The sequence below is a fragment of the Klebsiella sp. B345 genome (assembly GCF_051131735.1).
Taxonomy (GTDB): domain Bacteria; phylum Pseudomonadota; class Gammaproteobacteria; order Enterobacterales; family Enterobacteriaceae; genus Klebsiella.
Genome location: NZ_CP180443.1, coordinates 2,416,042 through 2,439,002, shown reverse-complemented (window position 1 = coordinate 2,439,002; position 22,961 = coordinate 2,416,042). Strand labels below are relative to the sequence as shown.

Here is a 22,961-nt window from a genome sequence, read left to right as displayed (position 1 = left end):
AGTGAAGGTCGCTGACGCAGAGGCAACCAGACGGATGATGTGTAAAAGTCTGACAAGGAGAGAGGCGTGAGACGACTGCCCGGGATATTACTGCTCACCGCGGCAACATTAACTGTTGTCGTCGCTCTGCTGGTGAGTGGCCTGCGTCTCGTGCTGCCGCAGTTGGATGCATGGCGACCACAGCTGCTGGCAAAAATCTCCGCGATGTCAGGTACACCGGTCAATGCCTCGCAGCTGACAGCCAGCTGGCAGAATTTTGGTCCGGCACTCGATGTGCGTGATATCAGCGCTGGCCTGAAAGATGGCGGTCAGCTGTCTGCCAAACGTGTCACTCTGGCACTGGATGTCTGGCAAAGCCTGCTGCATATGCGCTGGCAATTCCGCGATCTCACTTTCTGGCAGCTAAAAGTCCATACCAATTCACCCATTCAGACCAATGATGGCGGCGATAGTCTAAAAACCGACCATATTGGCGATCTGTTCCTGCGTCAGTTCGACCACTTTATCCTGCGCGACAGCCATTTGAGTTTTGTGACTATTTCCGGCCAGCGTGCGGAGCTAGCCATACCCCAGCTTACCTGGCTGAATACGAATAACCGCCACCGTGCAGAAGGCCAGCTGAGCCTCTCCAGCCTGAATGGCCAGCATGGGGTGATGCAGGTACGCATGGACCTGCGTGATGAAAATGGCTTGCTGAACAAGGGGCGGGTGTGGCTGCAAGCCGACGACATTGATGTTAAGCCGTGGCTCGGGCGTTGGATGCAGGACAATATCGCGTTACAAAACGCGCGCTTTAGCCTGGAAGGCTGGATGAACATCGACAAAGGCGATATCGCCGGGGGCGACGTCTGGCTGAAAAAGGGCGGCGCCAGCTGGAAAGGCGATCGCGAGCCTCATCATTTGACGGTGGATAACCTGACGGCGCAAATCTTCCGTGAGAAGCAGGGCTGGGGTTTTCATATCCCGGATACCCGCATCTCGATAGATGGTAAAGCCTGGCCACGCGGCGCGCTGGCGATGGCGTGGATCCCGGCGCAGGACGTGGGTGGCGATGCACATTTACGCAGTGATGAACTGCGCATCCGTGCCAGCAATCTCGATCTGAATGGCCTGGTTGGACTGCAGCCTTTTGCGGATAAGTTAGCGCCGGCACTGGGTGACATCTGGCGGACCACGCAGCCTACCGGCATCATCGACGTTCTGGCGTTAGACATTCCGCTGCAGGCGGCGGATAAGTCCCGCTTTCAGGCGCGCTGGAGCGATCTCGCCTGGAAACAGTGGAAGCTGTTACCTGGGGCCGAGCATTTCTCCGGAAACGCTGCCGGTAGCGTGGAGAACGGCGCACTGCATGCCAGTATAACGGATGCGAAAATGCCCTATGCCACGGTCTTCCGTGCACCGCTGGAAATTGCACAAGGCGATGCCACCCTCAGTTGGGTGAAGAATGACAAAGGCTTCATGCTCGACGGGCGCAATATTGACGTGCAGGCGACCGGCGTACGCGCCCGCGGTGGGTTCCGTTATTTACAGCCGCAGGACGATGAGCCATGGCTGGGTATTCTGGCAGGGATCAGCACCAATGACGGTGGTCAGGCATGGCGTTATTTCCCGGAAAACCTGATGGGGAAAGCGCTGGTCGATTATCTCAGTGGCGCGATCAAAGGCGGCAATGCGACCGATGCCACTCTGGTATACGGCGGCAATCCGCATCTGTTCCCGTACCTTCACAACGAAGGTCAGTTCCAGGTGTCGGTGCCATTAACCAACGCCACCTTTGCCTTTCAACCCGACTGGCCGGCGTTGACCGGACTGGATATCAACCTCGACTTTATCAATAACGGCTTATGGATGAAGTCAGATAAAGTGATGCTGGGTAAAGTTGCCGCTACCCACCTTGATGCAGCCATCCCGGATTATTCGCGGGAAAAACTGCTTATCGATGCCGATGTGAACGGCCCGGGGAAAGACGTCGGCCCGTACTTTAAAGAGACTCCGCTGAAAGAGACGTTGGGATCGGCGCTGGATGAACTGCAGTTAGATGGAAATGTGAGCGCTCGCTTACATCTTGATATTCCGCTGGACGGCGAGCTCACCACCGCCAAAGGCGACGTGGTACTGGCGAATAACAATCTGTATATCAAGCCAATCGATACGACGCTGAAAGACCTCAACGGTAAATTCAGCTTTGTGAATGGCGACCTGAAAAGCGATACCCTGAAAGCCAACTGGTTCAATCAACCGCTGAATGTCGATTTTTCCACTACTGAAGGGCCAAAAGCCTTTGCGGTGAATGTGGGCATGAACGCCAACTGGCAGCCTTCACGCATGGGGCTACTCCCAAAAGCGGTTGATGATGCCCTGAGCGGTAGCGTGCCGTGGGAAGGCAAGGTGGCGATTGAGCTGCCGTATCGCGGGAGCGCGAGCTATAAAGTCGATATCAGCGGTGACCTGAAAAATGTAAGTAGCCACTTACCTTCTCCGGTAGATAAACCGGCGGGCGTCGCGCTACCGGTAAAAATTAATGCCGAAGGCGGGTTAAACAGCTTTGAACTGACCGGGACCATCGGCGGGAAAAATCATTTCAACAGCCGCTGGCTGCTGAACCGTAAGCTGACTCTCGATCGCGCCATTTTAACTTCTGATAGCAAAGCGATTTCTCCGCTGCCGGATCAGGCCGGGGTTGAGCTGAATATGCCGCCGATGGATGGCGCTGAGTGGCTGGCTCTGTTCCAGGGCGGTGCCGTCAATGAAGTCAGCAGCAATATCGTCTTCCCACAGCGCATTACGTTGCGTACGCCGTCGCTGACCTTCGCCGGTCAACGCTGGAACAACGTCAGCCTGGTGAGCGAGCCGGATGCAGGCGGTTCTAAGGTGGAAGCCCAGGGGCGGGAAATCAACGCTACCTTGACGATGCGCGACCATGCTCCCTGGCAGGCAGCCATTCGCTATCTGTATTACAACCCGACCAGCGCCCAAAAGTCCGCTGACACTACGAGCACGGCTCCGCTTGCCAATAATCGCCTTGATTTCCGCGGCTGGCCCGATCTCCAGCTCCGCTGCGCGGAGTGTTGGTTATGGGGGCAGAAGTACGGTCGCATCGATGGCGATTTCGCCATTCAAGGCGATACCCTGTCGCTGGCGAACGGCCTGGTGGATACCGGTTTTGGCCGCCTCACCTCTGAAGGTGTTTGGGTGAATGCGCCCGGCGGCGTGCGGACATCGCTGAAGGGCAAGCTCCACGGTAATAAAACGGATGCTTTCGTCAGCTTCTTCGGGATCTCCACGCCGGTGAAAGGCTCGTCGTTTGATGTCGACTACGATTTACACTGGCGTGCGCCGCCGTGGCAGCCGGATGTGGCGTCGCTTAACGGGGTGCTGAAAAGCCACCTTGGTAAAGGCGAGTTTACCGATATCAGCACTGGCCACGCCGGTCAGTTGCTGCGTTTACTGAGCGTCGACGCGCTGCTGCGTAAGCTGCGTTTCGACTTTAGCGATACCTTTAGCGAAGGCTTCTATTTCGATTCGATCAACAGCACGGCATGGATTAAAGATGGCGTGCTGAATACCGACGATACCCTGGTCGATGGCCTTGAAGCAGATATTGCCATGAAAGGCTCGGTCGACCTGGTGAGACGAGAACTCGATCTGCAAGCGGTGGTGGCGCCGGAAATTTCCGCCACCGTCGGCGTGGCAACGGCGTTTGTGATTAACCCGATTGTCGGCGCCGCCGTTTTTGCTGCCAGTAAGGTGCTGGGACCGCTGTGGAACAAAGTGTCCATTTTGCGTTATCGCATCACCGGTCCTATCGACCAGCCACAAATCAATGAAGTTCTACGCCAGGCACGCAGCGACAAAAAGCAATGATTTGACGATTACGGGGAATTATCGCACTCTCAATAGATAGCGTTTTATACCCGTTATCGTTGCAGGCTGCCGGTGTGCGACGGGTGACGGCACCCATCGATACTGAGGCCCGTGCGGTTTCATCGTGTTTTTGGCGCTATTGTCCTGCAGCCTGAACGATTTAGGGTATATTCTTCCGCCTGATACGCGGCAACATATGAGTAGCAAAACGATGAGTCTGAACCTGGTAAGTGAACAATTACTGTCGGCAAATGGCCTGAATCATCAGGATCTTTTTGCCATTCTTGGCCAGTTGGCCGAGCGCCGTCTTGATTACGGCGATCTCTATTTTCAGTCGAGCTATCACGAATCCTGGGTTCTGGAAGACAGCATCATTAAAGATGGCTCGTATAACATTGACCAGGGTGTCGGCGTGCGTGCGGTCAGCGGTGAAAAAACCGGTTTTGCCTACGCCGACCAAATTAGCCGACTGGCTCTGGAACAGAGCGCGCAGGCGGCCCGTACCATCGTGCGCGATAGCGGCGATGGCAAAGTACACACCCTGGGGGCGGTAGAGTATAGCTCGCTGTACACCAGTATCGATCCGCTGCAAAGCATGAGTCGCGAAGAGAAGTTGGATATTCTGCGTCGCGTCGATAAAGTTGCTCGTGCTGCCGATAAGCGCGTGCAGGAAGTGTCCGCCAGCCTGAGCGGTGTCTATGAACTGATTCTGGTCGCGGCGACCGATGGAACGCTGGCGGCAGATGTTCGCCCGTTAGTACGCTTGTCCGTCAGCGTGCTGGTGGAAGATGATGGCAAACGCGAACGAGGTTCCAGCGGCGGCGGCGGTCGTTTTGGTTACGACTATTTCCTGGCCTCCGAAGATGGTGATGTTCGAGCGGATGCCTGGGCGCGAGAAGCGGTGCGTATGGCGCTGGTGAACTTGTCAGCCGTTGCGGCACCGGCTGGCATGTTGCCGGTGGTACTTGGCGCCGGTTGGCCTGGCGTGTTACTGCATGAAGCGGTAGGGCACGGTCTGGAAGGCGATTTCAACCGTCGCGGCACCTCGGTCTTCAGCGGCCATATGGGTGAGCTGGTGGCGTCAGAACTCTGTACCGTCGTGGATGATGGCACCATTGCCAATCGTCGTGGTTCGCTGGCGGTGGATGATGAAGGGACCCCAGGTCAATACAACGTGTTGATTGAGAATGGGATCCTTAAAGGCTATATGCAGGATAAACTCAATGCGCGCTTGATGGGCGTTGCGCCGACCGGTAACGGCCGTCGCGAATCTTATGCGCATTTACCGATGCCGCGTATGACCAATACCTACATGCTGGCAGGGAAATCAACGCCGCAGGAGATTATCGAATCGGTGGATTACGGGATCTATGCGCCTAACTTTGGCGGTGGCCAGGTGGATATTACCTCCGGTAAGTTTGTGTTCTCTACCTCTGAAGCCTATCTGATCGAAAAAGGTAAGGTCACTAAAGCGGTGAAAGGCGCGACCCTTATTGGCTCCGGAATTGAAGCCATGCAGCAGATTTCGATGGTCGGTAATGATCTGAAGCTGGACAGTGGCGTTGGTGTTTGTGGTAAAGAAGGCCAGAGCGTGCCGGTGGGCGTTGGTCAGCCGACGCTGAAAGTCGATAACCTCACCGTCGGCGGAACTGCCTGACTGTCGTCAATGCGCTTCCGCTTCGTGCGGAGGCGCAATCTGACCCTGATTCCCTGTGATCTCACCTTGCTGTTTTGCGCGCTAGCGGGCGATTCCGCGGCCGTGCATGCCCTGATAAATTTTCGCCACTTCGACAAAATACTCCGTCAGCGAGTTTATACACACCTGCACCTTCAGCGGCAGTTTGTCTTTTTCGGTATACACCGCATACACCGGGCGAGGATCGGACTGGTAGCTGGGTAACAGGATCTCCAGTTCGCCACGGTTGATCTCCTCGATCGCCCACATCAGCGGCACATAGGCTACCCCGACGCCAGCGGTCAGCCAGCGTACCAGCGTCATCGGATCGTTAGTAACAAAGCGGCCCTGCGGGATCAGTTTAGTGGAGATCCCTTCCGGGGCGATAATTTCGAACTCATTATCCGGGCGCACGCTGTACTCAAGCCATGAGTGGCTGGCGAGATCGGCGGGTTTTTCCGGGATCCCTGCCTGTTGCAGATAACTTTTCGCCGCGCAGAGCACCATCGGCATGGAGCCGAGGCGTCGTGAAAAGAGGCTGGAATCCTGTAGCGCCCCAACGCGGATCACCACATCCAGGCCGTCGGCGATCAGGTCCGGGGCCGGGATACCGGTGACCAGGTTGACCGATAAACCCGGATATTCTTTCAGCATACCTGCAGTAATGTGGGCGAGGACATTCTGTGCCATAGTTGAAGAGCAGCCGACGCGCAGCGTGCCGATAGGCGTATTGTTAAATGCGTAGAGCTGCTCGTGGACATCACGGGCTTCAAACAGCATCCGGCGGCAGCCCTGGTAATAAATTTTACCGGCTTCTGTTAAGGCCAGGCTGCGCGTGCTGCGGTTTAACAGCTTCACCTGTAGCTCATCTTCCAGTTTAGAGACTGTCTGGCTGATGGAAGAGACACTCATCTGAAGCTGCTGTGCCGTGGCGGTAAATGAACCCAGTTCAACCACTTTGGCAAAAACGGACATGCGTTTTAATCGTTCCATTATTCACTCTGACTTAAAAGTGATTTAGATCACATAATATAGATCATGCTGCAATGGTTACGTTACTATATTGTTAGCTAAATAATAAACGCTTCACGCTACCACCTGTACGCTTCTTATCAAGGTCATCATGAGTCTGTTCCCTGTCATCGTGATTTTCGGCTTGTCATTTCCGCCGATCTTCTTTGAATTGCTAATATCGCTGGCCGTTTTCTGGCTGGTGCATCGGCTGCTGGTTCCCACTGGCATCTATGATTTTGTCTGGCATCCTGCACTTTTCAATACCGCGTTATATTGCTGCCTTTTTTATCTGATATCGCGTTTGTTCGTTTGAGGTCGATGTGAAAACACTAACAAGAAATATCTTCCGTACCGCAATCACTGTGATACTGGTTATCCTGGCGTTTGTCGCGATTTTTCGCGCCTGGGTCTATTACACCGCCTCTCCCTGGACACGTGATGCACGCTTTAGTGCCGATATCGTGGCCATCGCCCCTGATGTATCAGGGTTGATTTCACAGGTAAATATCAAGGATAACCAGCTGGTTAAGAAAGACCAGGTGTTGTTTGTCATTGATCAGCCGCGCTATCAGAAAGCCCTGGAAGAAGCTCAGGCCGACGTTTCCTATTACCAGACACTGGCGCAGGAAAAACGTGTTGAAGCCGGGCGGCGTAACAGGCTGGGCGTGCAGGCGATGTCTCGTGAAGAGATAGACCAGGCCAATAACGTTTTACAAACCGTGGAACACCAACTGGCGAAAGCCATGGCCAGCCGGGATCTGGCTAAGCTCGATCTTGAACGTACGGTGGTGCGTGCGCCGGCCGATGGCTGGGTGACCAACCTCAACGTCTACAACGGCGAATTCATTACCCGCGGCTCTACCGCCGTGGCACTGGTTAAACAAAACACCTTCTACGTGGTGGCCTATCTCGAAGAGACTAAGCTGGAAGGTGTCCGTCAGGGGTACCGTGCGGAAATCACTCCGCTGGGCAGCAGCCTGTCCATTAAAGGGACGGTAGACAGTATTGCCGCCGGGGTGACCAACGCCAGCAGCAGCGTCGATGCGAAAGGGATGGCCTCCGTGGACTCCAACCTCGAATGGGTGCGTCTGGCGCAGCGTGTTCCGGTACGTATCCGTCTCGACAAACAGCAAGGCAATCTGTGGCCAGCCGGGACAACCGCAACGGTGGTGATTACCGGTAAGGAAGATCGCGATACCAGCCAGGCTAATTTCTTCCAGAAACTGGCGATGCGCCTGCGTGAGTTTGGTTAATCGCCATGGGCATCTTCACCATTGCATCCAGGCACCTTCGCTTCGCGATTAAATTAGCGTGTGCGGTCGTGCTGGCGCTGTTTGTCGGTTTCCACTTTCAGCTGGAAACCCCACGCTGGGCAGTGCTTACCGCAGCGATTGTGGCCGCAGGTCCTGCGTTTGCAGCCGGAGGAGAGCCTTACTCGGGCGCTATCCGCTATCGCGGCATGCTGCGTATTGCCGGGACCTTTATCGGTTGTATCGCCGCCCTGACAATTATTATTTTGATGATCCGTGCACCACTGCTGATGATGCTGGTGTGCTGTTTGTGGGCGGGATTTTGTACCTGGATCTCCTCACTGGTACGGGTTGAAAACTCGTATGCCTGGGGGCTGGCGGGCTATACCGCGCTTATCATTATTATCACTATCCACACCGACCCGATGCTGGCGCCGCAGTTCGCCGTTGAACGATGCAGCGAGATTGTCGTGGGTATTGTCAGCGCGATCATTGCCGACCTGCTATTTTCCCCGCGTTCGATTAAGAAAGAGATCGATCTGGAGCTGGATAATCTGCTGGTCGATCAGTACCGGCTGATGCAGTTGTGCGTGGCGCATGGCGATAGCGAAGTGGTCGATAAAGCCTGGGGGGCGCTGGTGCGCCGGACCAGCGCGTTGGAAGGGATGCGCGGTAACCTGATTATGGAGTCTTCGCGCTGGGCGAAGGTCAACCAACGGCTGAAGGCGATCAATACCATCTCGTTAACGCTGATTACCCAGGCCTGTGAAACCTACCTTATCCAGAACTCTCGCCCGGAAATGGTGACCGATGATTATCGTGAGCTGTTTGCTGAGCCGGTAGAGAGCGTACAGGACGTCCACCGGCAGCTGAAAAGAATGCGCCGCTTTCTGACCTGGAAAGGGGAACACAATACGCCGGTGACGATCTACAGCTGGGTTGGCGCTGCGACACGCTATCTGTTGCTGAAGCGCGGGGTGGTGGGCAATACCCGAATCAGCCGGATTGAAGATGACGTGCTGCAGGGCGAAGTCGTGGTGAAGGCAGGATCCGCTGAACATCATCATGCGATGGTCAACTTCTGGCGCACCTCTATTTCCTGCATTCTCGGCACATTGTTTTGGCTGTGGACTGGCTGGACTTCAGGTAGTGGGGCGATGGTGATGATTGCGGTGGTCACGTCGTTGGCCATGCGGCTTCCTAATCCGAAGATGGTGGCGATTGACTTCCTCTATGGCACGCTGGCCGCTTTACCGCTCGGGGCGTTGTTTTTCCTGGTAATTATGCCTGCCACGCAGCAAAGCATGCTGTTGCTGTGTCTCAGCCTGGCAGCCATGGCATTCTTTATTGGTATTGAGGTCCAAAAACGGCGGCTGGGGTCGCTGGGGGCACTGGCGAGCACCATCAACATACTGGTGCTGGACAACCCAATGCAGTTTCAATTCAGCCAGTTTCTCGATAGCGCGCTAGGGCAGATCGTCGGTTGTTTCCTGGCGCTGATGGTGATTCTGTTAGTGCGGGATAATTCGCAAGCACGTACCGGACGCGTGCTGCTCAATCAGTTTGTGTCGGCAGCCGTTTCATCGTTGACGACCAACACAGCGCGGCGCAAAGAGAACCATTTGCCAGCGCTGTATCAGCAGCTGTTCCTGTTGCTGAATAAGTTCCCTGGGGACATTGCTCGCTTTCGCCTGGCGTTAACGCTAATTATTGCTCATCAACGCCTGAGGGATGCGCCAGTACCGGTGAACGACGATCTGTCGGCGTTCCACCGTCAGCTGCGGCGTACCGCCGATCATGTGATTTCTGCCAGTAATGATGATAAGCGGCGTCGCTATTTTGCTCGCTTGTTAGAGGAGCTGGATGTTTATCAGGAAAAACTGCAGCTCTGGGAAGCGTCACCGCAGGTGACCGAACCCGTTCGAAGGCTGGTGGAGATGCTGCGGAAATACCAGCAAGCTCTCACCAACAGCTAACCCTCTGAACCGACGCCTGAAGCGTCGGTTTTTTTATCACTATACTTAAGCGTCGAGGACGTTTACGTTGTGTACAGGAGAGCGGGTGGAAAACCCGGCGCAGAAAGAGTATCGGGACGGGTGACAATAGCGCGATATTGACAGGGTGCGGGCGATGACTATCTATACCTTTGATTTCGATGATATAGCCGAACAGCAGGATTTCTATCGTGAATTCTCACGGACCTTCACGCTCAATCGTGACAAGGTGAATAATCTGGACTCTTTGTGGGAAGTGGTTACCGGAGGACTGCTGCCGTTGCCGCTGGAGATTGAGTTTATTCACTTGAGTGATAAGCAGCGTCGGCGCTTTGGGGCGTTGATATTGCTGTTTGATGAAGCGGAAGAAGAGCTGGAAGGGGAGCTACGCTTTAATGCCAGACAGGCATAAAAAAAGCCCCCGACAGGCGGGGGCAAGTCGTCGGAATAGACGACGAGGGTTTATTTGTACAACTCAGCTGTAGCGTGCCAGCTATCGCCGGTACGGGCTTCAATAATGCGGTAGCTGCTTGCGCCTTCTTTCTCGGCTTTCGCCGCCAGTTCCTGACGCATATCCATCGGGGCGCTGCCTACCTGAGAAACAGACACGGTACCCATAGACTGCAGATTTTGAGCTTGTTCTGCGCTGACCTGGTTCACGGCGGCATTCGCGCCGAAGGAGAGAACGGAAGCCAGGCCCAGGGATGCGATGATCATTGCACTTTTCATAATCTTTACTCCAACCATAATGTTGCAGCGGCGGGAGGTGTCATATGAACCTGGGCCGCTGGGAATATTCGTATTCAGTTAATAACCGACAATCGTTAAATCTTATTTATAAAGCTCAGCCGTTGCGTGCCAGTGGTCACCGGTGCGGGCTTCGATAATGCGATAGGAAGAAGCACCTTCTTCCTGAGCTTTCTGGTTCAGCATTTCATGCATATCCATCGGAGATGCGCTCACCGCGCCGACGGAAACGGTGCCGATTGACTGACGGCCTTGCGCCTGCTCGCTATTAATCGAGTCAGCGGCGAAAGCGCCAAAGGAGAGAACCGACAGAATGCTGAGTGCAGCTACAGTTGTTTTGATTTTCATGATGTTCACCTCGTCGAATCTTATTATTGAGGGCTCTTTGTTTCGTGACCCTCATCACAAAATCAAGTATACACTAATCACTGAAAATATTAATACCGTGCTAATTGTTTTATGAGTAAATAATTGCAAGGAATTGTCGTTTTTATAACGTATAAGTATTAGGAATGTCATTTTTTCGCCATGACTAGGTGTTATAGCGAATAAAATCATATGGATAGGTTAATTTGATATTTTGTGCGTTTTAGACGCAGTCATTCGGTAAAGGAATGTATAGAGGCGGAAAACCACACTAAATGTTAAAGAAATGCTGCGTTTTTGAGTGAGCCCCCTGGCGGGCGCCAGAGGGAAGGGGCTTACAGTTCTTGTTCGAACAGCACCAAAATTGCGTCGTGCAGATCTTTGACGGTAAATCCTCTGGCCGGGGTGGTAAAGATGGTGTCATCACCGGCAATACTGCCAAGAATGCCTTCCGCTTTGCCGAGGGAGTCCAGCAGGCGGGCAATCAACTGCGCAGCACCTGGGCTGGTATGAATCACTACCACGGCATCGTTATAGTCGATATCGAGGACCAGATTCTTCAGTGGGCTGGAGGTTGTCGGGACGCCAAGTTCGGCAGGCAGGCAATAGACCATCTCCATTTTGGCGTTCCGGGTACGCACCGCGCCAAATTTTGTCAGCATGCGGGAGACTTTCGATTGGTTAATATTATCGAAACCTTCTTCCTGCAGCGCTTGGACAATCTCGCCTTGAGAGCTGAACTTTTCTTCTTTAAGCAGCAGTTTAAACGCTTTAACCAGTTCTTCTTGTTTTGCCGAACTTCGCATAAGTCACCCAAATTATGGTGGTAAAAACAACATCATTATGCATAGTAATGAATTTTTATGCAAATAATCCGCAGAGGGATAAAGTAAATAATGTTATGAAGGGGGCATATTTTAGCAAATAACCCTGCGAAGGAACATGCCTTCATCACAGCCCGTAAATCGCTGTAAAAGTAAATTAATTGTTATGAGAATGATGTTGTTTTGCCGAGCAGGCTGGGTGTATTGTAACCAATAGTCGATCCGGTGAAGTATTGTGCCGGGTAGTCACCCTCAAGGATGAAAATGCGAAGCTGATGCATCACTGAGCAACAGTCCGCATTATTCAACCATACTGATTGTAATTGTTTATCTTGTGAATTAAGGTCCAGGCGACGGAATAACGAAAGACGATATTAACCATAATAAGGAGTTTAGGATGAAAGTTGCAGTCCTCGGCGCTGCTGGTGGAATTGGCCAGGCGCTTGCCCTACTACTTAAGACCCAACTGCCTTCAGGTTCAGAACTCTCGTTGTACGACATTGCTCCGGTCACGCCGGGCGTGGCGGTTGATCTTAGCCATATTCCTACCGATGTGAAAATTAAAGGTTTCTGCGGTGAAGACGCCATTCCAGCGCTTGTCGGGGCGGATGTCGTGTTGATTTCTGCTGGCGTAGCCCGTAAGCCAGGCATGGATCGCTCCGATTTATTTAATGTTAACGCCGGCATTGTGAAGAATCTGGTACAACAGATTGCGAAAACCTGCCCGCAGGCCTGCATCGGTATTATTACCAATCCGGTGAATACCACGGTGGCCATTGCTGCAGAAGTGCTGAAAAAAGCCGGCGTTTACGACAAGAACAAACTGTTTGGCGTGACCACGCTGGACATCATCCGTTCGAACACCTTTGTGGCTGAGCTAAAAGATAAATCGGCATCAGATATCGAAGTCCCGGTGATTGGCGGCCACTCCGGCGTGACGATCCTGCCGTTACTGTCACAGATTGCGGGCGTGAGCTTCAGCGATCAGGAAGTTGCCGACCTGACAAAACGTATCCAGAACGCCGGCACCGAAGTGGTGGAAGCAAAAGCCGGTGGCGGTTCGGCGACGCTTTCGATGGGCCAGGCTGCCGCACGTTTCGGCTTGTCCTTAGTTCGGGCAATGCAAGGCGAAAAAGGGGTGGTGGAATGTGCTTACGTGGAAGGCGATGGTCAGTACGCGCGTTTCTTCTCCCAGCCGCTGCTGCTTGGTAAAAATGGTGTGGAGGCGCGCCAGCCGATCGGCAAGCTCAGTGCATTTGAACAGCAGGCGCTGGAAGGGATGCTGGATACGCTGAAGAAAGATATCGCTATGGGCGAAGATTTCGTCAACAAGTAAGCGTGTGATGGATTAAAAAAACCGGAGCCAGCGAGTCGCTCCGGTTTTTTTATGTCTGCTAGTTGGTCGCCGGGTATTCCTGAACGGCAATATGCAGAGTGATCTTCTTGTCATCACGCATAATAATCACCGGAATTTCTGATCCAGGGCGGATTTCCGCGACCTGATCCATAGTCTCAAGTGCGGAGACGGCCGGTTTGTCATTCACGGAGACGATTACGTCATTGGCGCGGATCCCGGCCTGAGCTGCCGGACCATCCGGAGCAACATCATTGACCACAATCCCTTGCAGCTGATCGATCCCGCCGCCCTGCGCATGCAGTGGGGCAATCTCACGACCGCTGATGCCGATATAGCCGCGGATCACCCGACCATCGCGGATAAGCTTATCCATAATTTTGGTAGCCAGCTGGAACGGAATGGCAAAGCCGATCCCTTCAGGTGTTTCGCCATCATTGCTTTTATCAAATGACAGCGTGTTGATGCCCATCAGCTCGCCCAGCGAGTTCACCAGTGCGCCGCCGGAGTTACCGTGGTTAATGGAAGCATCGGTCTGCAGGAAATTCTGACGCCCGGTGGGGTTCAGGCCAATACGACCGGTGGCGCTGATAATACCTTGGGTAATCGTCTGCCCAAGGTTGTAGGGGTTACCAATCGCCAGCACCACATCACCGATATGCGGTACCCTTTTAGGGTTGATCGGGATAACCGGCAAGCCGGAGTTGGCGTTAATCTTCAGGACGGCAAGATCGGTCAGCGTATCAGAGCCCACCAGTAACGCTTCAAAGACCCGGCCATCCTGTAGGGCAACGATGATCTGATCGGCATCATTGATAACGTGCTTATTGGTAAGAATGTAACCGCGCTGATCCATGATGACGCCGGATCCCAGAGTGAGCTGATTATGGCTGGTGCCATTCAACGCGCGATTATAGACATTCACCACCGCTGGCGCGGCACGGCGGACGGCTGGATTATAGCTGGCGGGCGATTCGTCCGCGCTATCGTACTGGGTGGTCGTCGACAGATGCCACTGACGCAAAGAAGGCATCGCGGCGAGCAGCAGGCCCCCGACGATCAAACCGATGAGTACAGAACGTAATAACTTTCCAGGCATGATGCAGATATCGTTAATGGATAGACAAGCGCAGCATAGCACGAGTTATCCGGACATCGCACGGCAGGCGATGTCCGGAAACCCGCATTAACGCAGCAGCAGATAAATGCTTTCGTTTCCGCGCATGACGTTTAGTGCAATGACGGCCGGTTTACTCTCCAGCACTTTACGCAGCTCGACGATGGACTGAATGCGTTCGCGATTCAGGCCGATGATCATGTCATCTTTATGCAGGCCAACCTGGGCCGCAGGGCTTCCTTTCTCTACGCTATCGACGGTGACGCCTTTCGTGCCGTCTTTCATTTGTCCGTCACTGAGCGATGCCCCCTGGAGGGCCGGAATGATGAGATCGGCGCTGGCGGTCGAGGACGTACTTTTATCCAGCGTCACTTCAACGTCCAGTGGCTTCCCTTCACGTAGCAGACCCAGCTTCACTTTGGTCCCCGGCTCCGTTGTGGCGATCCGCGAGCGCAGTTCAGCAAAACTGTTGAGTGGTTTGCCATTCATGCTGACAATCACGTCGCCAGACTTCACCCCGGCTTTGGCCGAACCTGAGTTAGGCAGGACTTCACTGACGAAAGCTCCGCGCTGAGCGTCGATGTTCATCGCTTTGGCGATATCTGCGCTCATTTCCATGCCTTTTATACCCAACAGGCCGCGTTTGATTTCGCCAAACTGGATCAGCTGCTGGGCAAGGGTTTGCGCCATATTACTCGGAATGGCAAAGCCGATACCGACGCTGCCACCGCCCGGTGCCAGAATCGCGGTATTGATACCAATCAGTTCGCCGTTGAGGTTCAGCAGTGCCCCGCCGGAGTTACCACGGTTAATGGAGGCATCGGTCTGGATAAAGTTCTCGAGCCCTTCGAGGTTCAGCCCGCTGCGGCCCAGTGCCGAGACGATACCGGAGGTTGCGGTCTGACCAAGGCCAAACGGGTTGCCGACGGCCACGGCGAAATCGCCGACGCGCAGCTTATCGGAGTCGGCGATGGCGATTTGCGTCAGATGGCTGGGTTTCTGGATTTGTAATAATGCGATATCGCTCTGGTCGTCGCTGCCGACCAGCTTCGCGTCAAACTCACGACCATCGTTAAGCTGAACGCTGATTTTCTGCGCCTGGCTGATCACGTGATTGTTGGTCAACACATAGCCTTTTGCGGCATCGATGATGACGCCGGAGCCGAGGCCTTCAAAAGGCTGAGCCTGCTCCTGCGGCACATTGTCGCCAAAGTACTTTTTCAACTCTTCCGGCATATTTTGCGCAGGCGCGGCGGTCCCTTCGACCTGTACGCTCACCACCGCAGGCAGCACTTTTTCTAACATGGGGGCAAGGCTTGGCAGTGCGCCCTGGCCGGGGATCTGGGTGGGTAACGATGCCATAGCCGTAGGTAAAACCGACAGCGATAACCCGATGCTTAACGCTAACGCACTCAACAGCAAAGTCTGTTTCTTCATCTGATGCTGGCTCTCGTAACCTGAGGTGTATGGAAATGCGTCCCGAATGGTCTGATGTTATTGAATTTTTGACCCGCTAACAATGCGGTCAATGTTTAAATAATAGCTGGGATGCAGGGTTGAGACGGGCGCAGGGAACGCGCCCGGATAATATTTTTGCGGTCAGGGAGAGATTAGTCGCGTTTTGCTCCGCCGCGCAGCAGGCCGGACGCACCATCAGAATAGTCACGCGGCATCTGGACCGGCGCCTGATCGTTACCGGCTTCGGATTCAGCCAGACGATTGCGGAACGGGTTTGCGTCCGCCATGGTGTCTGGCAGCAGGTTGCTGGAGCTTTTTGCCATATGCTGATACAGCTGGCGATAGTCATCAGCCATGTTATCCAGCAGTTCTGCACTGCGGGCAAAGTGGCTGACCAGCTCTTCACGATACTCTTCAAGCTCTGTTTTATTCTTTTCCAGCTCGAACTGCAGCGCCTGTTGTTGGCGTAATTTGCGGTTGCCAAAACGCATGGCGACGGCACCGATGATGATACCGACAACTAGCCCAATTAGCGCATATTCCCAGGTCATGTACATCTCCCGTTGTTTTGTGGTTCCGTAGGGTGGCTGTAAGGCTCTCCGCCTGCGCCCGATAGTGCCACTATAACCGCTAATTCCACAGAAGTGGAATCCTGGCGTATCATCGCGTAGTGTAGAACGGCCTTTTTTTCGTCAATCGTGAGCTTCAGCATTACGGTTTTCAAGGAATAACAATTAGATCATGCAAAGCCTGTCCCCAACATCGCGTTACCTTTTCGCTCTCAAAGAGGGCAGCCATCAACCCGACGATGTCCAGCAAGAAGCGGTAAGCCGCCTTGATACCATCTATCATGAACTGCAGAATAAACCCGTTCCGGTACCGCAAAGCGGCGGCTTACGGGCAAAATTCGGCAAGCTGCTGGGCAAACGTGAACCTACCGCCGATACCGCTGCCGTGCGCGGCCTCTATATGTGGGGAGGCGTAGGCCGGGGCAAGACCTGGCTGATGGATCTGTTTTACCAAAGCCTGCCGGGCGAGCGTAAGCAGCGCCTGCACTTCCACCGCTTTATGCTGCGCGTGCATGAGGAACTCATTACCTTGCAAGGGCACAGCGATCCGCTTGAGATCCTCGCTGACCGCTTCAAGGCGGAAACCGACGTATTGTGTTTCGATGAGTTTTTTGTCTCCGATATTACCGATGCGATGCTGCTGGGCGGCCTGATGAAAGCGCTGTTTGCCCGCGGGATTACGCTGGTGGCGACCTCGAACATTCCGCCGGATGACCTGTACCGCAACGGGCTGCAGCGTGCTCGCTTCCTGCCCGCCATTGAAGCGATTAAACAGCACTGTGACATTATGAACGTCGATGCCGGTATTGATTACCGCCTGCGTACTTTAACCCAGGCGCATTTGTGGCTGTCGCCCCTCAATACCCAGACACAAGATCAGATGGATAAACTGTGGCTGGCGCTGGCGGGAGCCAAACGTGAGCAGACGCCGACGCTGGAGATCAACCATCGTTTGTTGCCGACGCTTGGCGTGGAAAACCAAACGCTAGCGGCCTCGTTTGCCACACTATGTGTGGATGCGCGCAGCCAGCACGATTACATTGCGCTCTCGCGTCTGTTCCATACCGTGATGCTCTTTGATGTCCCGGTGATGACCGGGCAACTGGAGAGTGAAGCCCGGCGTTTTATCGCGCTGGTGGATGAATTCTACGAGCGCCACGTCAAACTGGTGGTCAGCGCCGCGGTTCCGCTACATGACATTTATCAGGGCGAACGTCTGAAGTTTGAGTTCCAGCGTTGTTTATCGCGCCTGCAGGAAATGCAAAGCGAAGAGTATTTGAAACGCCCGCATATGCCCTGATTGATAACCTTTCCCTTATGCCATGTAGCCTGAGGGAAAGGGAGAAGAGAACGGCGAAAAAACCTGCTTCTAATCACATAAAGGGGTCGACCTTTGTTCCCGACTTCTCTATAATCTTGCGACCCCACGTTACAAGAAGGTTTTTTTCCCAAAACTTTCTATAGTGCCGGCATAGGCTATTCGAAGGGGTAGGTTTGCTGGACAATGTCGCGTGAACCTCAACTGACTAAACGTTTGGGTGTTCACCAACGTGTAACTTATTATTTGGGTAAGCTTTTAATGAAAACTTTTACAGCTAAACCAGAAACCGTACAGCGCGACTGGTATGTTGTTGACGCGACCGGTAAAACTCTGGGCCGTCTGGCTTCTGAACTGGCTCGTCGCCTGCGCGGTAAGCATAAAGCGGAATACACTCCGCACGTAGATACCGGTGATTACATCATCGTTCTGAACGCAGAAAAAGTTGCTGTAACCGGCAACAAGCGCGAAGACAAAATGTACTATCATCACACCGGCCACATCGGTGGTATCAAAGAAGCGACCTTTGAAGAGATGATTGCTCGCCGTCCTGAGCGTGTGATTGAAATCGCGGTTAAAGGCATGCTGCCAAAAGGCCCGCTGGGTCGTGCTATGTACCGTAAACTGAAAGTTTACGCGGGTAACGAGCACAACCACGCGGCACAGCAACCGCAAGTTCTTGACATCTAATCGGGATTATAGGCAATGGCTGAAAATCAATATTACGGCACTGGTCGCCGCAAAAGTTCCGCAGCTCGCGTTTTCATCAAACCAGGCAGCGGCAAAATCGTTATTAACCAGCGTTCTCTGGAACAGTACTTCGGTCGTGAAACTGCCCGCATGGTAGTTCGTCAGCCGCTGGAACTGGTCGACATGGTTGAGAAACTGGATCTGTACATCACTGTTAAAGGTGGTGGTATCTCTGGTCAGGCTGGTGCGATCCGTCACGGTATCACCCGCGCTCTGATGGAGTATGATGAGTCCCTGCGTGGCGAACTGCGTAAAGCTGGTTTCGTTACTCGTGATGCTCGTCAGGTTGAACGTAAGAAAGTCGGTCTGCGTAAAGCACGTCGTCGTCCTCAGTTCTCCAAACGTTAATTGTTTTCTGCTCACGCAGAACAATTTGCGAAAAAACCCGCTTCGGCGGGTTTTTTTATGCAGAAATCTGGCGTTTTCCCTCCGAAAACCACCTGTTCTTACCACTTTTTCAGCATTTCCAGAATCCCCTCACCACAATGCCTTCAAGATCTGGTAAACTATCATCCAATTTTCTGCCCAAATGCTGGTGAACGTTCATTTTTGTGATTTTACCCAAACGAGAATGACGTCACGCTACTGGGGTTTTTACATCTGGCCAATCCTGTGTGATTGGCAGCAGTACAAAAATTCTGAATATACCTGGAGGTTTTCATGGCTGTCGCTGCCAACAAACGTTCGGTAATGACGCTGTTTTCTGGTCCTACTGACATCTATAGCCACCAAGTCCGCATCGTGCTGGCAGAAAAAGGTGTTAGTTTTGAGATAGAACACGTGGAAAAGGACAATCCACCTCAGGATCTGATTGACCTCAACCCGAATCAAAGCGTACCTACGCTGGTGGATCGTGAGCTCACTCTGTGGGAATCCCGCATCATTATGGAATATCTGGATGAGCGTTTCCCGCACCCACCGTTAATGCCGGTTTATCCGGTTGCGCGTGGAGAAAGTCGTCTGTACATGCAGCGCATCGAAAAAGACTGGTATTCACTGATGAACACCATTCAGACCGGCACCGCTGCTCAGGCCGAAACCGCGCGTAAACAGCTGCGCGAAGAGCTGCAGGCGATCGCACCTGTATTCACTCAGAAACCTTACTTCCTGAGCGATGAGTTCAGCCTGGTTGATTGCTATCTGGCACCGCTGCTGTGGCGTTTGCCTGTACTTGGCGTAGAAATTATTGGTGCCGGCGCGAAAGAGCTCAAGGGCTATATGACTCGCGTCTTTGAACGTGATTCCTTCCTCGCTTCCTTAACTGAACCCGAGCGTGAAATGCGACTCGGTCGAGGCTAACCGATGGATGTATCGCAGCTAACGCCGCGTCGCCCGTATTTACTGCGGGCGTTCTATGAGTGGCTGCTGGATAACCAGCTGACGCCACATCTGGTTGTAGATGTGACATTACCAAACGTACTGGTGCCGATGGAGTACGCGCGCGATGGGCAAATCGTCCTGAATATTGCGCCGCGTGCCGTGGGTAACCTGGAACTGGCTAATGACGAAGTGCGTTTTAACGCGCGCTTTGGCGGTGTCCCGCGCAATGTTTCCGTGCCGATGGCTGCTGTACTGGCTATCTATGCCCGTGAAAACGGCGCTGGTACCATGTTCGAGCCTGAAGCGGCCTACGATGAAGACGTCACGACGCTGAATGATGACGACGCATCGGTAAGCAATGAAACCGAGACGGTTATGTCGGTGATTGACGGCGACAAGCCGGATAATCATGACGATGACCCTGACGATACGCCGCCGCCGCGCGGTGGCCGTCCGGCGCTACGCGTCGTGAAATAATCATCCAGCAGGTTATGGATGCCAGATTACAGGCCCTTCGGGGCCTGTTCTGTTATCTACGCCGCCCACAGGGAATTCTTGTGGTAAGATGATCCCGTCGTCACTTGCTGTCACACATCACACATGGTCCCTATGAGCGCATTTGATCCTTGGGATCTTACCGAAATTTATTGACGGTTACTTCGATACAGTTCAACGTGTTCCCGGTTTGGGTTTTACCTATAACTCAGGATTCTGACTGCACAACTAATGGATCTAGGCGCCACTCTGGAGCGTTGTCGTTCGGTCTGACGTTTGTGGTGATTCAGCTTATCGGTCTGGATATGTCCTCCAGCGTGAAACGTTGGATCCGCCTGAAAGCGGAATGTTTTTGATGCGTTTAATAGCAAGCGACTGAGTGGCGCAGTGCCATTCAGTGCTAACAAAAACAGATAACTGAAAACCTGTTAGCCTACGGCTGACGCTGGGGCCGGGTCATGGCAGATATTAGGGCGTTGTGATGTTTTTGCTTGAACAACTGGATCGCTGTTTCGAGATTAACAGCGATAAACCTCAGTGGCTTGGCCCGATTGTTTGTCCGGCTTGACTGTGCCCTCAGGTATTGCTATCAATGATGAGCATGCTGCAGTATGAGCGACATACCATGTGCTGCTAGAGAAGATGGATTCGATGGTCTTTCTCACTTTTCCAACCGGCATCGGAGCGGTTGAAACAGCCATGACAGACCGCATACCGGCGGTGATCGGTGGTAGCATCGGCCTGGCCAGCGGTTATTTGCCGCTGGTGATGGAATATTTATCACAAGAGCCCGCGGTCTATCAGGTTCCGCTGCGGGAAGCCCGTTACCGACATGATGCGGGGCTGTTGGGTGCGGCATTATGGGGACAAGGAGCAACGAGATGATTTTTGGTCATTTACAGCAGCCTCTGCCGGCCGGGTTACCGACGGCGCTGGTGCGGGCTATTAAACTGGCACAAGCCCACGACCTGAACAATAAGGCACCGGGCAGCTATGAATTACAGGGCGACAACGTGTTTATGAACGTCATGCAGTTCACTACCGGCGCCCCTGAGGAGAAGAAAGCCGAACTGCACATGCAGTATATCGATATCCAGATTTTGCTGTCCGGAACGGAGCGGATTTATTACGGCGCGACAGGCTCAGCCCGCGAGTGCGAGGATGCGCAGGTTGTAGAGGATTATCAGCTGTGCCAGCGCATTGCCGGGGAGCAGGTGCTGACGCTGCAGCCGGGGATGTTTGCGGTATTTATGCCCGGAGAACCGCATAAACCTGGTTGCCAGGTGACGCTCCCTACCGACATCAAAAAAGTGGTGATTAAGGTTCGCGCCGATCTGTTGCTGCCATAAAAAAGCCCGTGGGTGAAGAACCCACGGGCATTGTCTTTCTGCCCGGATACGTTAGTTATCCAGGCGGGGGCATTACACTTCCAGGTAGTTCAGGATCCCGTCAGCCGCTTTACGACCCTCGGCAATGGCGGTGACCACCAGATCGGAACCACGCACGATATCGCCGCCAGCAAAGATTTTCGGGTTGCTGGTCTGGAACGCGTTTTCATTGCCTTCCGGCGCGATAATACGGCCCTGAGAATCCAGCTCAACGTCGTGCTTCGCCAGCCACTCCATGCTGTGCGGACGGAAACCAAACGCCATGACTACCGCATCAGCCGGAACCACGTGCTCGGAGCCGGCGACGATTTCCGCGCGACGACGACCCTTAGCATCCGGTTGGCCCATCTCAGTACGCGCCATTTTCACGCCGCACACTTTGCCATTGGCATTCACTTCAACGCCCAGAGGCTGAACGTTGAACTGGAACTCGACGCCTTCTTCACGCGCGTTTTTCACTTCGCGGCGGGAGCCCGGCATGTTTTCTTCGTCACGACGATAGGCGCAGATGACATGCGATGCCCCCTGACGTACGGAGGTACGCACGCAGTCCATCGCGGTGTCACCACCACCCAGTACCACGACACGTTTACCTTCCATGTTGACGTACGGCTCGCTCGCTGTTTCGCCAAAGCCCATGGTCTGCTTGGTGTTAGCGATCAGGAACGGCAGAGCATCAAAGACGCCGTTTGCCTCTTCGTTTTCCAGTCCGCCGCGCATGGACTGATAGGTCCCGACGCCGAGGAACACCGAATCGTACTCTTTCAGCAGGTCGTCGAGCTGAACATCCCGGCCCACTTCGACGTTGAGTTTGAACTCAATGCCCATGCCGGTGAAGATTTCACGACGACGGGTCATGACCTCTTTCTCCAGCTTGAATGCCGGGATACCGAAGGTCAGCAGGCCGCCGATTTCCGGGTGGCGGTCGAAGACCACCGCTTTGACGCCGTTACGGGTCAGGACGTCTGCGCAAGCCAGACCTGCCGGGCCTGCTCCGACGATGGCCACTGTTTTACCGGTGGCCTTCACGCCGGAGAGATCCGGGCGCCAGCCCATTTCGAACGCTTTATCGTTGATATAGCGCTCGATGTTACCGATAGTCACCGCGCCGAATTCATCATTCAGCGTACAGGACCCTTCGCACAGGCGGTCCTGCGGGCAAACGCGCCCGCAGACTTCCGGCAAGGTGTTGGTCTGATGCGACAGCTCAGCCGCTTCAAAAATACGTCCTTCATTGGCCAGCTTCAGCCAGTTAGGGATGTAGTTGTGGACCGGACATTTCCATTCGCAGTACGGGTTGCCGCAGGACAGGCAGCGGTCTGCCTGTGCTTTGGCCTGGCCTTCTGAAAACGGCTCATAAATTTCTACAAATTCAATTTTGCGGATCTTCAGCGGTTTCTTTGGCGGATCAACACGCTGTAAGTCGATAAACTGGTATACGTTCTGGCTCATCTGAAT

The 22,961-nt window shown here is 53.8% G+C and carries 21 protein-coding genes and 2 pseudogenes; 15 read left to right on the top strand and 8 right to left on the bottom strand.

Annotation, left to right across the window (positions count from 1 at the left end; genetic code table 11):
• Nucleotides 1-66: 66 nt before the first annotated feature.
• Both yhdP and tldD read left to right on the top strand, forming a co-directional pair.
• On the top strand, nucleotides 67-3,864 hold the full coding sequence (gene yhdP, locus ACMYSO_RS11455) for an AsmA2 domain-containing protein YhdP (protein WP_434670563.1): 3,798 nt from the start codon (nucleotides 67-69) through the stop codon (nucleotides 3,862-3,864).
• Nucleotides 3,865-4,075: 211 nt separating this feature from the next.
• A complete protein-coding gene (tldD, locus tag ACMYSO_RS11450) occupies nucleotides 4,076-5,521 on the top strand; it encodes a metalloprotease TldD (protein ID WP_123756272.1) in 1,446 nt (481 codons plus the stop codon).
• Between the two features lie 81 nt (nucleotides 5,522-5,602).
• On the opposite strand, the gene aaeR is transcribed toward tldD, so the two are convergent.
• Nucleotides 5,603-6,532 carry an HTH-type transcriptional activator AaeR gene (aaeR, locus tag ACMYSO_RS11445; protein WP_123756273.1) on the bottom strand — a complete coding sequence of 310 codons (930 nt, stop codon included), beginning with the start codon at nucleotides 6,530-6,532 and terminating at the stop codon, nucleotides 5,603-5,605.
• 130 nt (nucleotides 6,533-6,662) lie between these two features.
• Here aaeR and aaeX point away from each other — a divergent pair, with 130 nt between their 5' ends.
• From aaeX to ACMYSO_RS11425, 4 genes are all read left to right on the top strand, one after another.
• Nucleotides 6,663-6,866: a p-hydroxybenzoic acid efflux pump operon protein AaeX gene (gene aaeX, locus ACMYSO_RS11440; RefSeq protein ID WP_041147453.1), complete on the top strand. Its 204-nt coding sequence runs from the start codon at nucleotides 6,663-6,665 to the stop codon at nucleotides 6,864-6,866.
• 7 nt (nucleotides 6,867-6,873) lie between these two features.
• On the top strand, nucleotides 6,874-7,806 hold the full coding sequence (gene aaeA, locus ACMYSO_RS11435; protein ID WP_434670562.1) for a p-hydroxybenzoic acid efflux pump subunit AaeA: 933 nt from the start codon (nucleotides 6,874-6,876) through the stop codon (nucleotides 7,804-7,806).
• 5 nt (nucleotides 7,807-7,811) lie between these two features.
• Nucleotides 7,812-9,779, top strand: coding sequence for a p-hydroxybenzoic acid efflux pump subunit AaeB (aaeB, locus tag ACMYSO_RS11430; protein ID WP_434670561.1), 1,968 nt, complete (start codon nucleotides 7,812-7,814; stop codon nucleotides 9,777-9,779).
• A 154-nt stretch (nucleotides 9,780-9,933) separates the two neighbouring features.
• Nucleotides 9,934-10,209 carry a barstar family protein gene (locus ACMYSO_RS11425; protein WP_123756276.1) on the top strand — a complete coding sequence of 92 codons (276 nt, stop codon included), beginning with the start codon at nucleotides 9,934-9,936 and terminating at the stop codon, nucleotides 10,207-10,209.
• 50 nt (nucleotides 10,210-10,259) lie between these two features.
• On the opposite strand, the gene yhcN-B is transcribed toward ACMYSO_RS11425, so the two are convergent.
• The 3 genes from yhcN-B to argR form a co-directional block, all read right to left on the bottom strand.
• A complete protein-coding gene (gene yhcN-B, locus ACMYSO_RS11420; RefSeq protein ID WP_123756927.1) occupies nucleotides 10,260-10,526 on the bottom strand; it encodes a DUF1471 family stress response protein YhcN-B in 267 nt (88 codons plus the stop codon).
• Between the two features lie 102 nt (nucleotides 10,527-10,628).
• Nucleotides 10,629-10,892, bottom strand: a complete 264-nt coding sequence (gene yhcN, locus ACMYSO_RS11415) for a peroxide/acid stress response protein YhcN (RefSeq protein WP_434670560.1) — start codon at nucleotides 10,890-10,892, stop codon at nucleotides 10,629-10,631.
• A gap of 353 nt (nucleotides 10,893-11,245) precedes the next feature.
• Nucleotides 11,246-11,716, bottom strand: coding sequence for a transcriptional regulator ArgR (argR, locus tag ACMYSO_RS11410; RefSeq protein ID WP_041147448.1), 471 nt, complete (start codon nucleotides 11,714-11,716; stop codon nucleotides 11,246-11,248).
• 415 nt (nucleotides 11,717-12,131) lie between these two features.
• On the opposite strand from argR, the gene mdh reads away from it, so the two are divergent.
• Complete coding sequence (mdh, locus tag ACMYSO_RS11405) at nucleotides 12,132-13,070, top strand: malate dehydrogenase (RefSeq protein ID WP_434670559.1); 939 nt, start codon at nucleotides 12,132-12,134, stop codon at nucleotides 13,068-13,070.
• Between the two features lie 58 nt (nucleotides 13,071-13,128).
• Here the strand turns inward: mdh and degS are convergent, their stop codons facing one another.
• The 3 genes from degS to zapG all read right to left on the bottom strand — a co-directional run bounded on the left by degS (nucleotide 13,129) and on the right by zapG (nucleotide 16,214).
• Nucleotides 13,129-14,187, bottom strand: a complete 1,059-nt coding sequence (gene degS, locus ACMYSO_RS11400) for an outer membrane-stress sensor serine endopeptidase DegS (RefSeq protein ID WP_434670558.1) — start codon at nucleotides 14,185-14,187, stop codon at nucleotides 13,129-13,131.
• A gap of 87 nt (nucleotides 14,188-14,274) precedes the next feature.
• The gene (gene degQ, locus ACMYSO_RS11395) at nucleotides 14,275-15,642 is read right to left on the bottom strand and encodes a serine endoprotease DegQ (RefSeq protein WP_434582879.1); all 1,368 of its coding nucleotides are present in this window, start codon (nucleotides 15,640-15,642) and stop codon (nucleotides 14,275-14,277) included.
• A 173-nt stretch (nucleotides 15,643-15,815) separates the two neighbouring features.
• A complete protein-coding gene (gene zapG / locus ACMYSO_RS11390) occupies nucleotides 15,816-16,214 on the bottom strand; it encodes a Z-ring associated protein ZapG (RefSeq protein ID WP_434582880.1) in 399 nt (132 codons plus the stop codon).
• Between the two features lie 190 nt (nucleotides 16,215-16,404).
• Between zapG and zapE the strand changes: the two genes are divergently transcribed.
• From zapE to nanQ, 8 genes and pseudogenes are all read left to right on the top strand, one after another.
• Nucleotides 16,405-17,532: a cell division protein ZapE gene (gene zapE, locus ACMYSO_RS11385; RefSeq protein ID WP_434670556.1), complete on the top strand. Its 1,128-nt coding sequence runs from the start codon at nucleotides 16,405-16,407 to the stop codon at nucleotides 17,530-17,532.
• A 279-nt stretch (nucleotides 17,533-17,811) separates the two neighbouring features.
• The gene (rplM, locus tag ACMYSO_RS11380; RefSeq protein ID WP_123756283.1) at nucleotides 17,812-18,240 is read left to right on the top strand and encodes a 50S ribosomal protein L13; all 429 of its coding nucleotides are present in this window, start codon (nucleotides 17,812-17,814) and stop codon (nucleotides 18,238-18,240) included.
• Nucleotides 18,241-18,255: 15 nt separating this feature from the next.
• Complete coding sequence (rpsI, locus tag ACMYSO_RS11375) at nucleotides 18,256-18,648, top strand: 30S ribosomal protein S9 (RefSeq protein WP_003025138.1); 393 nt, start codon at nucleotides 18,256-18,258, stop codon at nucleotides 18,646-18,648.
• A 312-nt stretch (nucleotides 18,649-18,960) separates the two neighbouring features.
• Entirely contained in the window at nucleotides 18,961-19,599 is a 639-nt protein-coding gene (gene sspA / locus ACMYSO_RS11370; RefSeq protein WP_123756284.1) for a stringent starvation protein SspA, read from the top strand.
• A 3-nt stretch (nucleotides 19,600-19,602) separates the two neighbouring features.
• On the top strand, nucleotides 19,603-20,097 hold the full coding sequence (gene sspB, locus ACMYSO_RS11365; protein ID WP_434670554.1) for a ClpXP protease specificity-enhancing factor: 495 nt from the start codon (nucleotides 19,603-19,605) through the stop codon (nucleotides 20,095-20,097).
• Nucleotides 20,098-20,242: 145 nt separating this feature from the next.
• A pseudogene (locus ACMYSO_RS11360) lies at nucleotides 20,243-20,532 on the top strand (MFS transporter); the annotation flags it as partial.
• A 303-nt stretch (nucleotides 20,533-20,835) separates the two neighbouring features.
• Nucleotides 20,836-21,000 (top strand): annotated as a pseudogene (locus ACMYSO_RS11355) (N-acetylmannosamine kinase); the annotation flags it as partial.
• The gene (nanQ, locus tag ACMYSO_RS11350) at nucleotides 20,997-21,464 is read left to right on the top strand and encodes an N-acetylneuraminate anomerase (protein ID WP_434670553.1); all 468 of its coding nucleotides are present in this window, start codon (nucleotides 20,997-20,999) and stop codon (nucleotides 21,462-21,464) included. The pseudogene ACMYSO_RS11355 and the gene nanQ, both read left to right, overlap by 4 nt.
• Nucleotides 21,465-21,536: 72 nt before the next feature.
• On the opposite strand, the gene ACMYSO_RS11345 is transcribed toward nanQ, so the two are convergent.
• On the bottom strand, nucleotides 21,537-22,955 hold the full coding sequence (locus tag ACMYSO_RS11345) for a glutamate synthase small subunit (RefSeq protein ID WP_123756292.1): 1,419 nt from the start codon (nucleotides 22,953-22,955) through the stop codon (nucleotides 21,537-21,539).
• Nucleotides 22,956-22,961: the final 6 nt, after the last annotated feature.

What these genes read in the sequence shown, in the direction of transcription:
- tldD (WP_123756272.1), top strand. Translation starts at nt 4,076, where the DNA reads ATGAGTCTGAACCTGGTAAGTGAACAATTACTGTCGGCAAATGGCCTG.
- aaeR (WP_123756273.1), bottom strand. Translation starts at nt 6,532, where the DNA reads ATGGAACGATTAAAACGCATGTCCGTTTTTGCCAAAGTGGTTGAACTG.
- aaeX (WP_041147453.1), top strand. Translation starts at nt 6,663, where the DNA reads ATGAGTCTGTTCCCTGTCATCGTGATTTTCGGCTTGTCATTTCCGCCG.
- aaeB (WP_434670561.1), top strand. Translation starts at nt 7,812, where the DNA reads ATGGGCATCTTCACCATTGCATCCAGGCACCTTCGCTTCGCGATTAAA.
- ACMYSO_RS11425 (WP_123756276.1), top strand. Translation starts at nt 9,934, where the DNA reads ATGACTATCTATACCTTTGATTTCGATGATATAGCCGAACAGCAGGAT.
- yhcN-B (WP_123756927.1), bottom strand. Translation starts at nt 10,526, where the DNA reads ATGAAAAGTGCAATGATCATCGCATCCCTGGGCCTGGCTTCCGTTCTC.
- yhcN (WP_434670560.1), bottom strand. Translation starts at nt 10,892, where the DNA reads ATGAAAATCAAAACAACTGTAGCTGCACTCAGCATTCTGTCGGTTCTC.
- argR (WP_041147448.1), bottom strand. Translation starts at nt 11,716, where the DNA reads ATGCGAAGTTCGGCAAAACAAGAAGAACTGGTTAAAGCGTTTAAACTG.
- mdh (WP_434670559.1), top strand. Translation starts at nt 12,132, where the DNA reads ATGAAAGTTGCAGTCCTCGGCGCTGCTGGTGGAATTGGCCAGGCGCTT.
- degS (WP_434670558.1), bottom strand. Translation starts at nt 14,187, where the DNA reads ATGCCTGGAAAGTTATTACGTTCTGTACTCATCGGTTTGATCGTCGGG.
- degQ (WP_434582879.1), bottom strand. Translation starts at nt 15,642, where the DNA reads ATGAAGAAACAGACTTTGCTGTTGAGTGCGTTAGCGTTAAGCATCGGG.
- zapG (WP_434582880.1), bottom strand. Translation starts at nt 16,214, where the DNA reads ATGACCTGGGAATATGCGCTAATTGGGCTAGTTGTCGGTATCATCATC.
- zapE (WP_434670556.1), top strand. Translation starts at nt 16,405, where the DNA reads ATGCAAAGCCTGTCCCCAACATCGCGTTACCTTTTCGCTCTCAAAGAG.
- rplM (WP_123756283.1), top strand. Translation starts at nt 17,812, where the DNA reads ATGAAAACTTTTACAGCTAAACCAGAAACCGTACAGCGCGACTGGTAT.
- rpsI (WP_003025138.1), top strand. Translation starts at nt 18,256, where the DNA reads ATGGCTGAAAATCAATATTACGGCACTGGTCGCCGCAAAAGTTCCGCA.
- sspA (WP_123756284.1), top strand. Translation starts at nt 18,961, where the DNA reads ATGGCTGTCGCTGCCAACAAACGTTCGGTAATGACGCTGTTTTCTGGT.
- sspB (WP_434670554.1), top strand. Translation starts at nt 19,603, where the DNA reads ATGGATGTATCGCAGCTAACGCCGCGTCGCCCGTATTTACTGCGGGCG.
- nanQ (WP_434670553.1), top strand. Translation starts at nt 20,997, where the DNA reads ATGATTTTTGGTCATTTACAGCAGCCTCTGCCGGCCGGGTTACCGACG.
- ACMYSO_RS11345 (WP_123756292.1), bottom strand. Translation starts at nt 22,955, where the DNA reads ATGAGCCAGAACGTATACCAGTTTATCGACTTACAGCGTGTTGATCCG.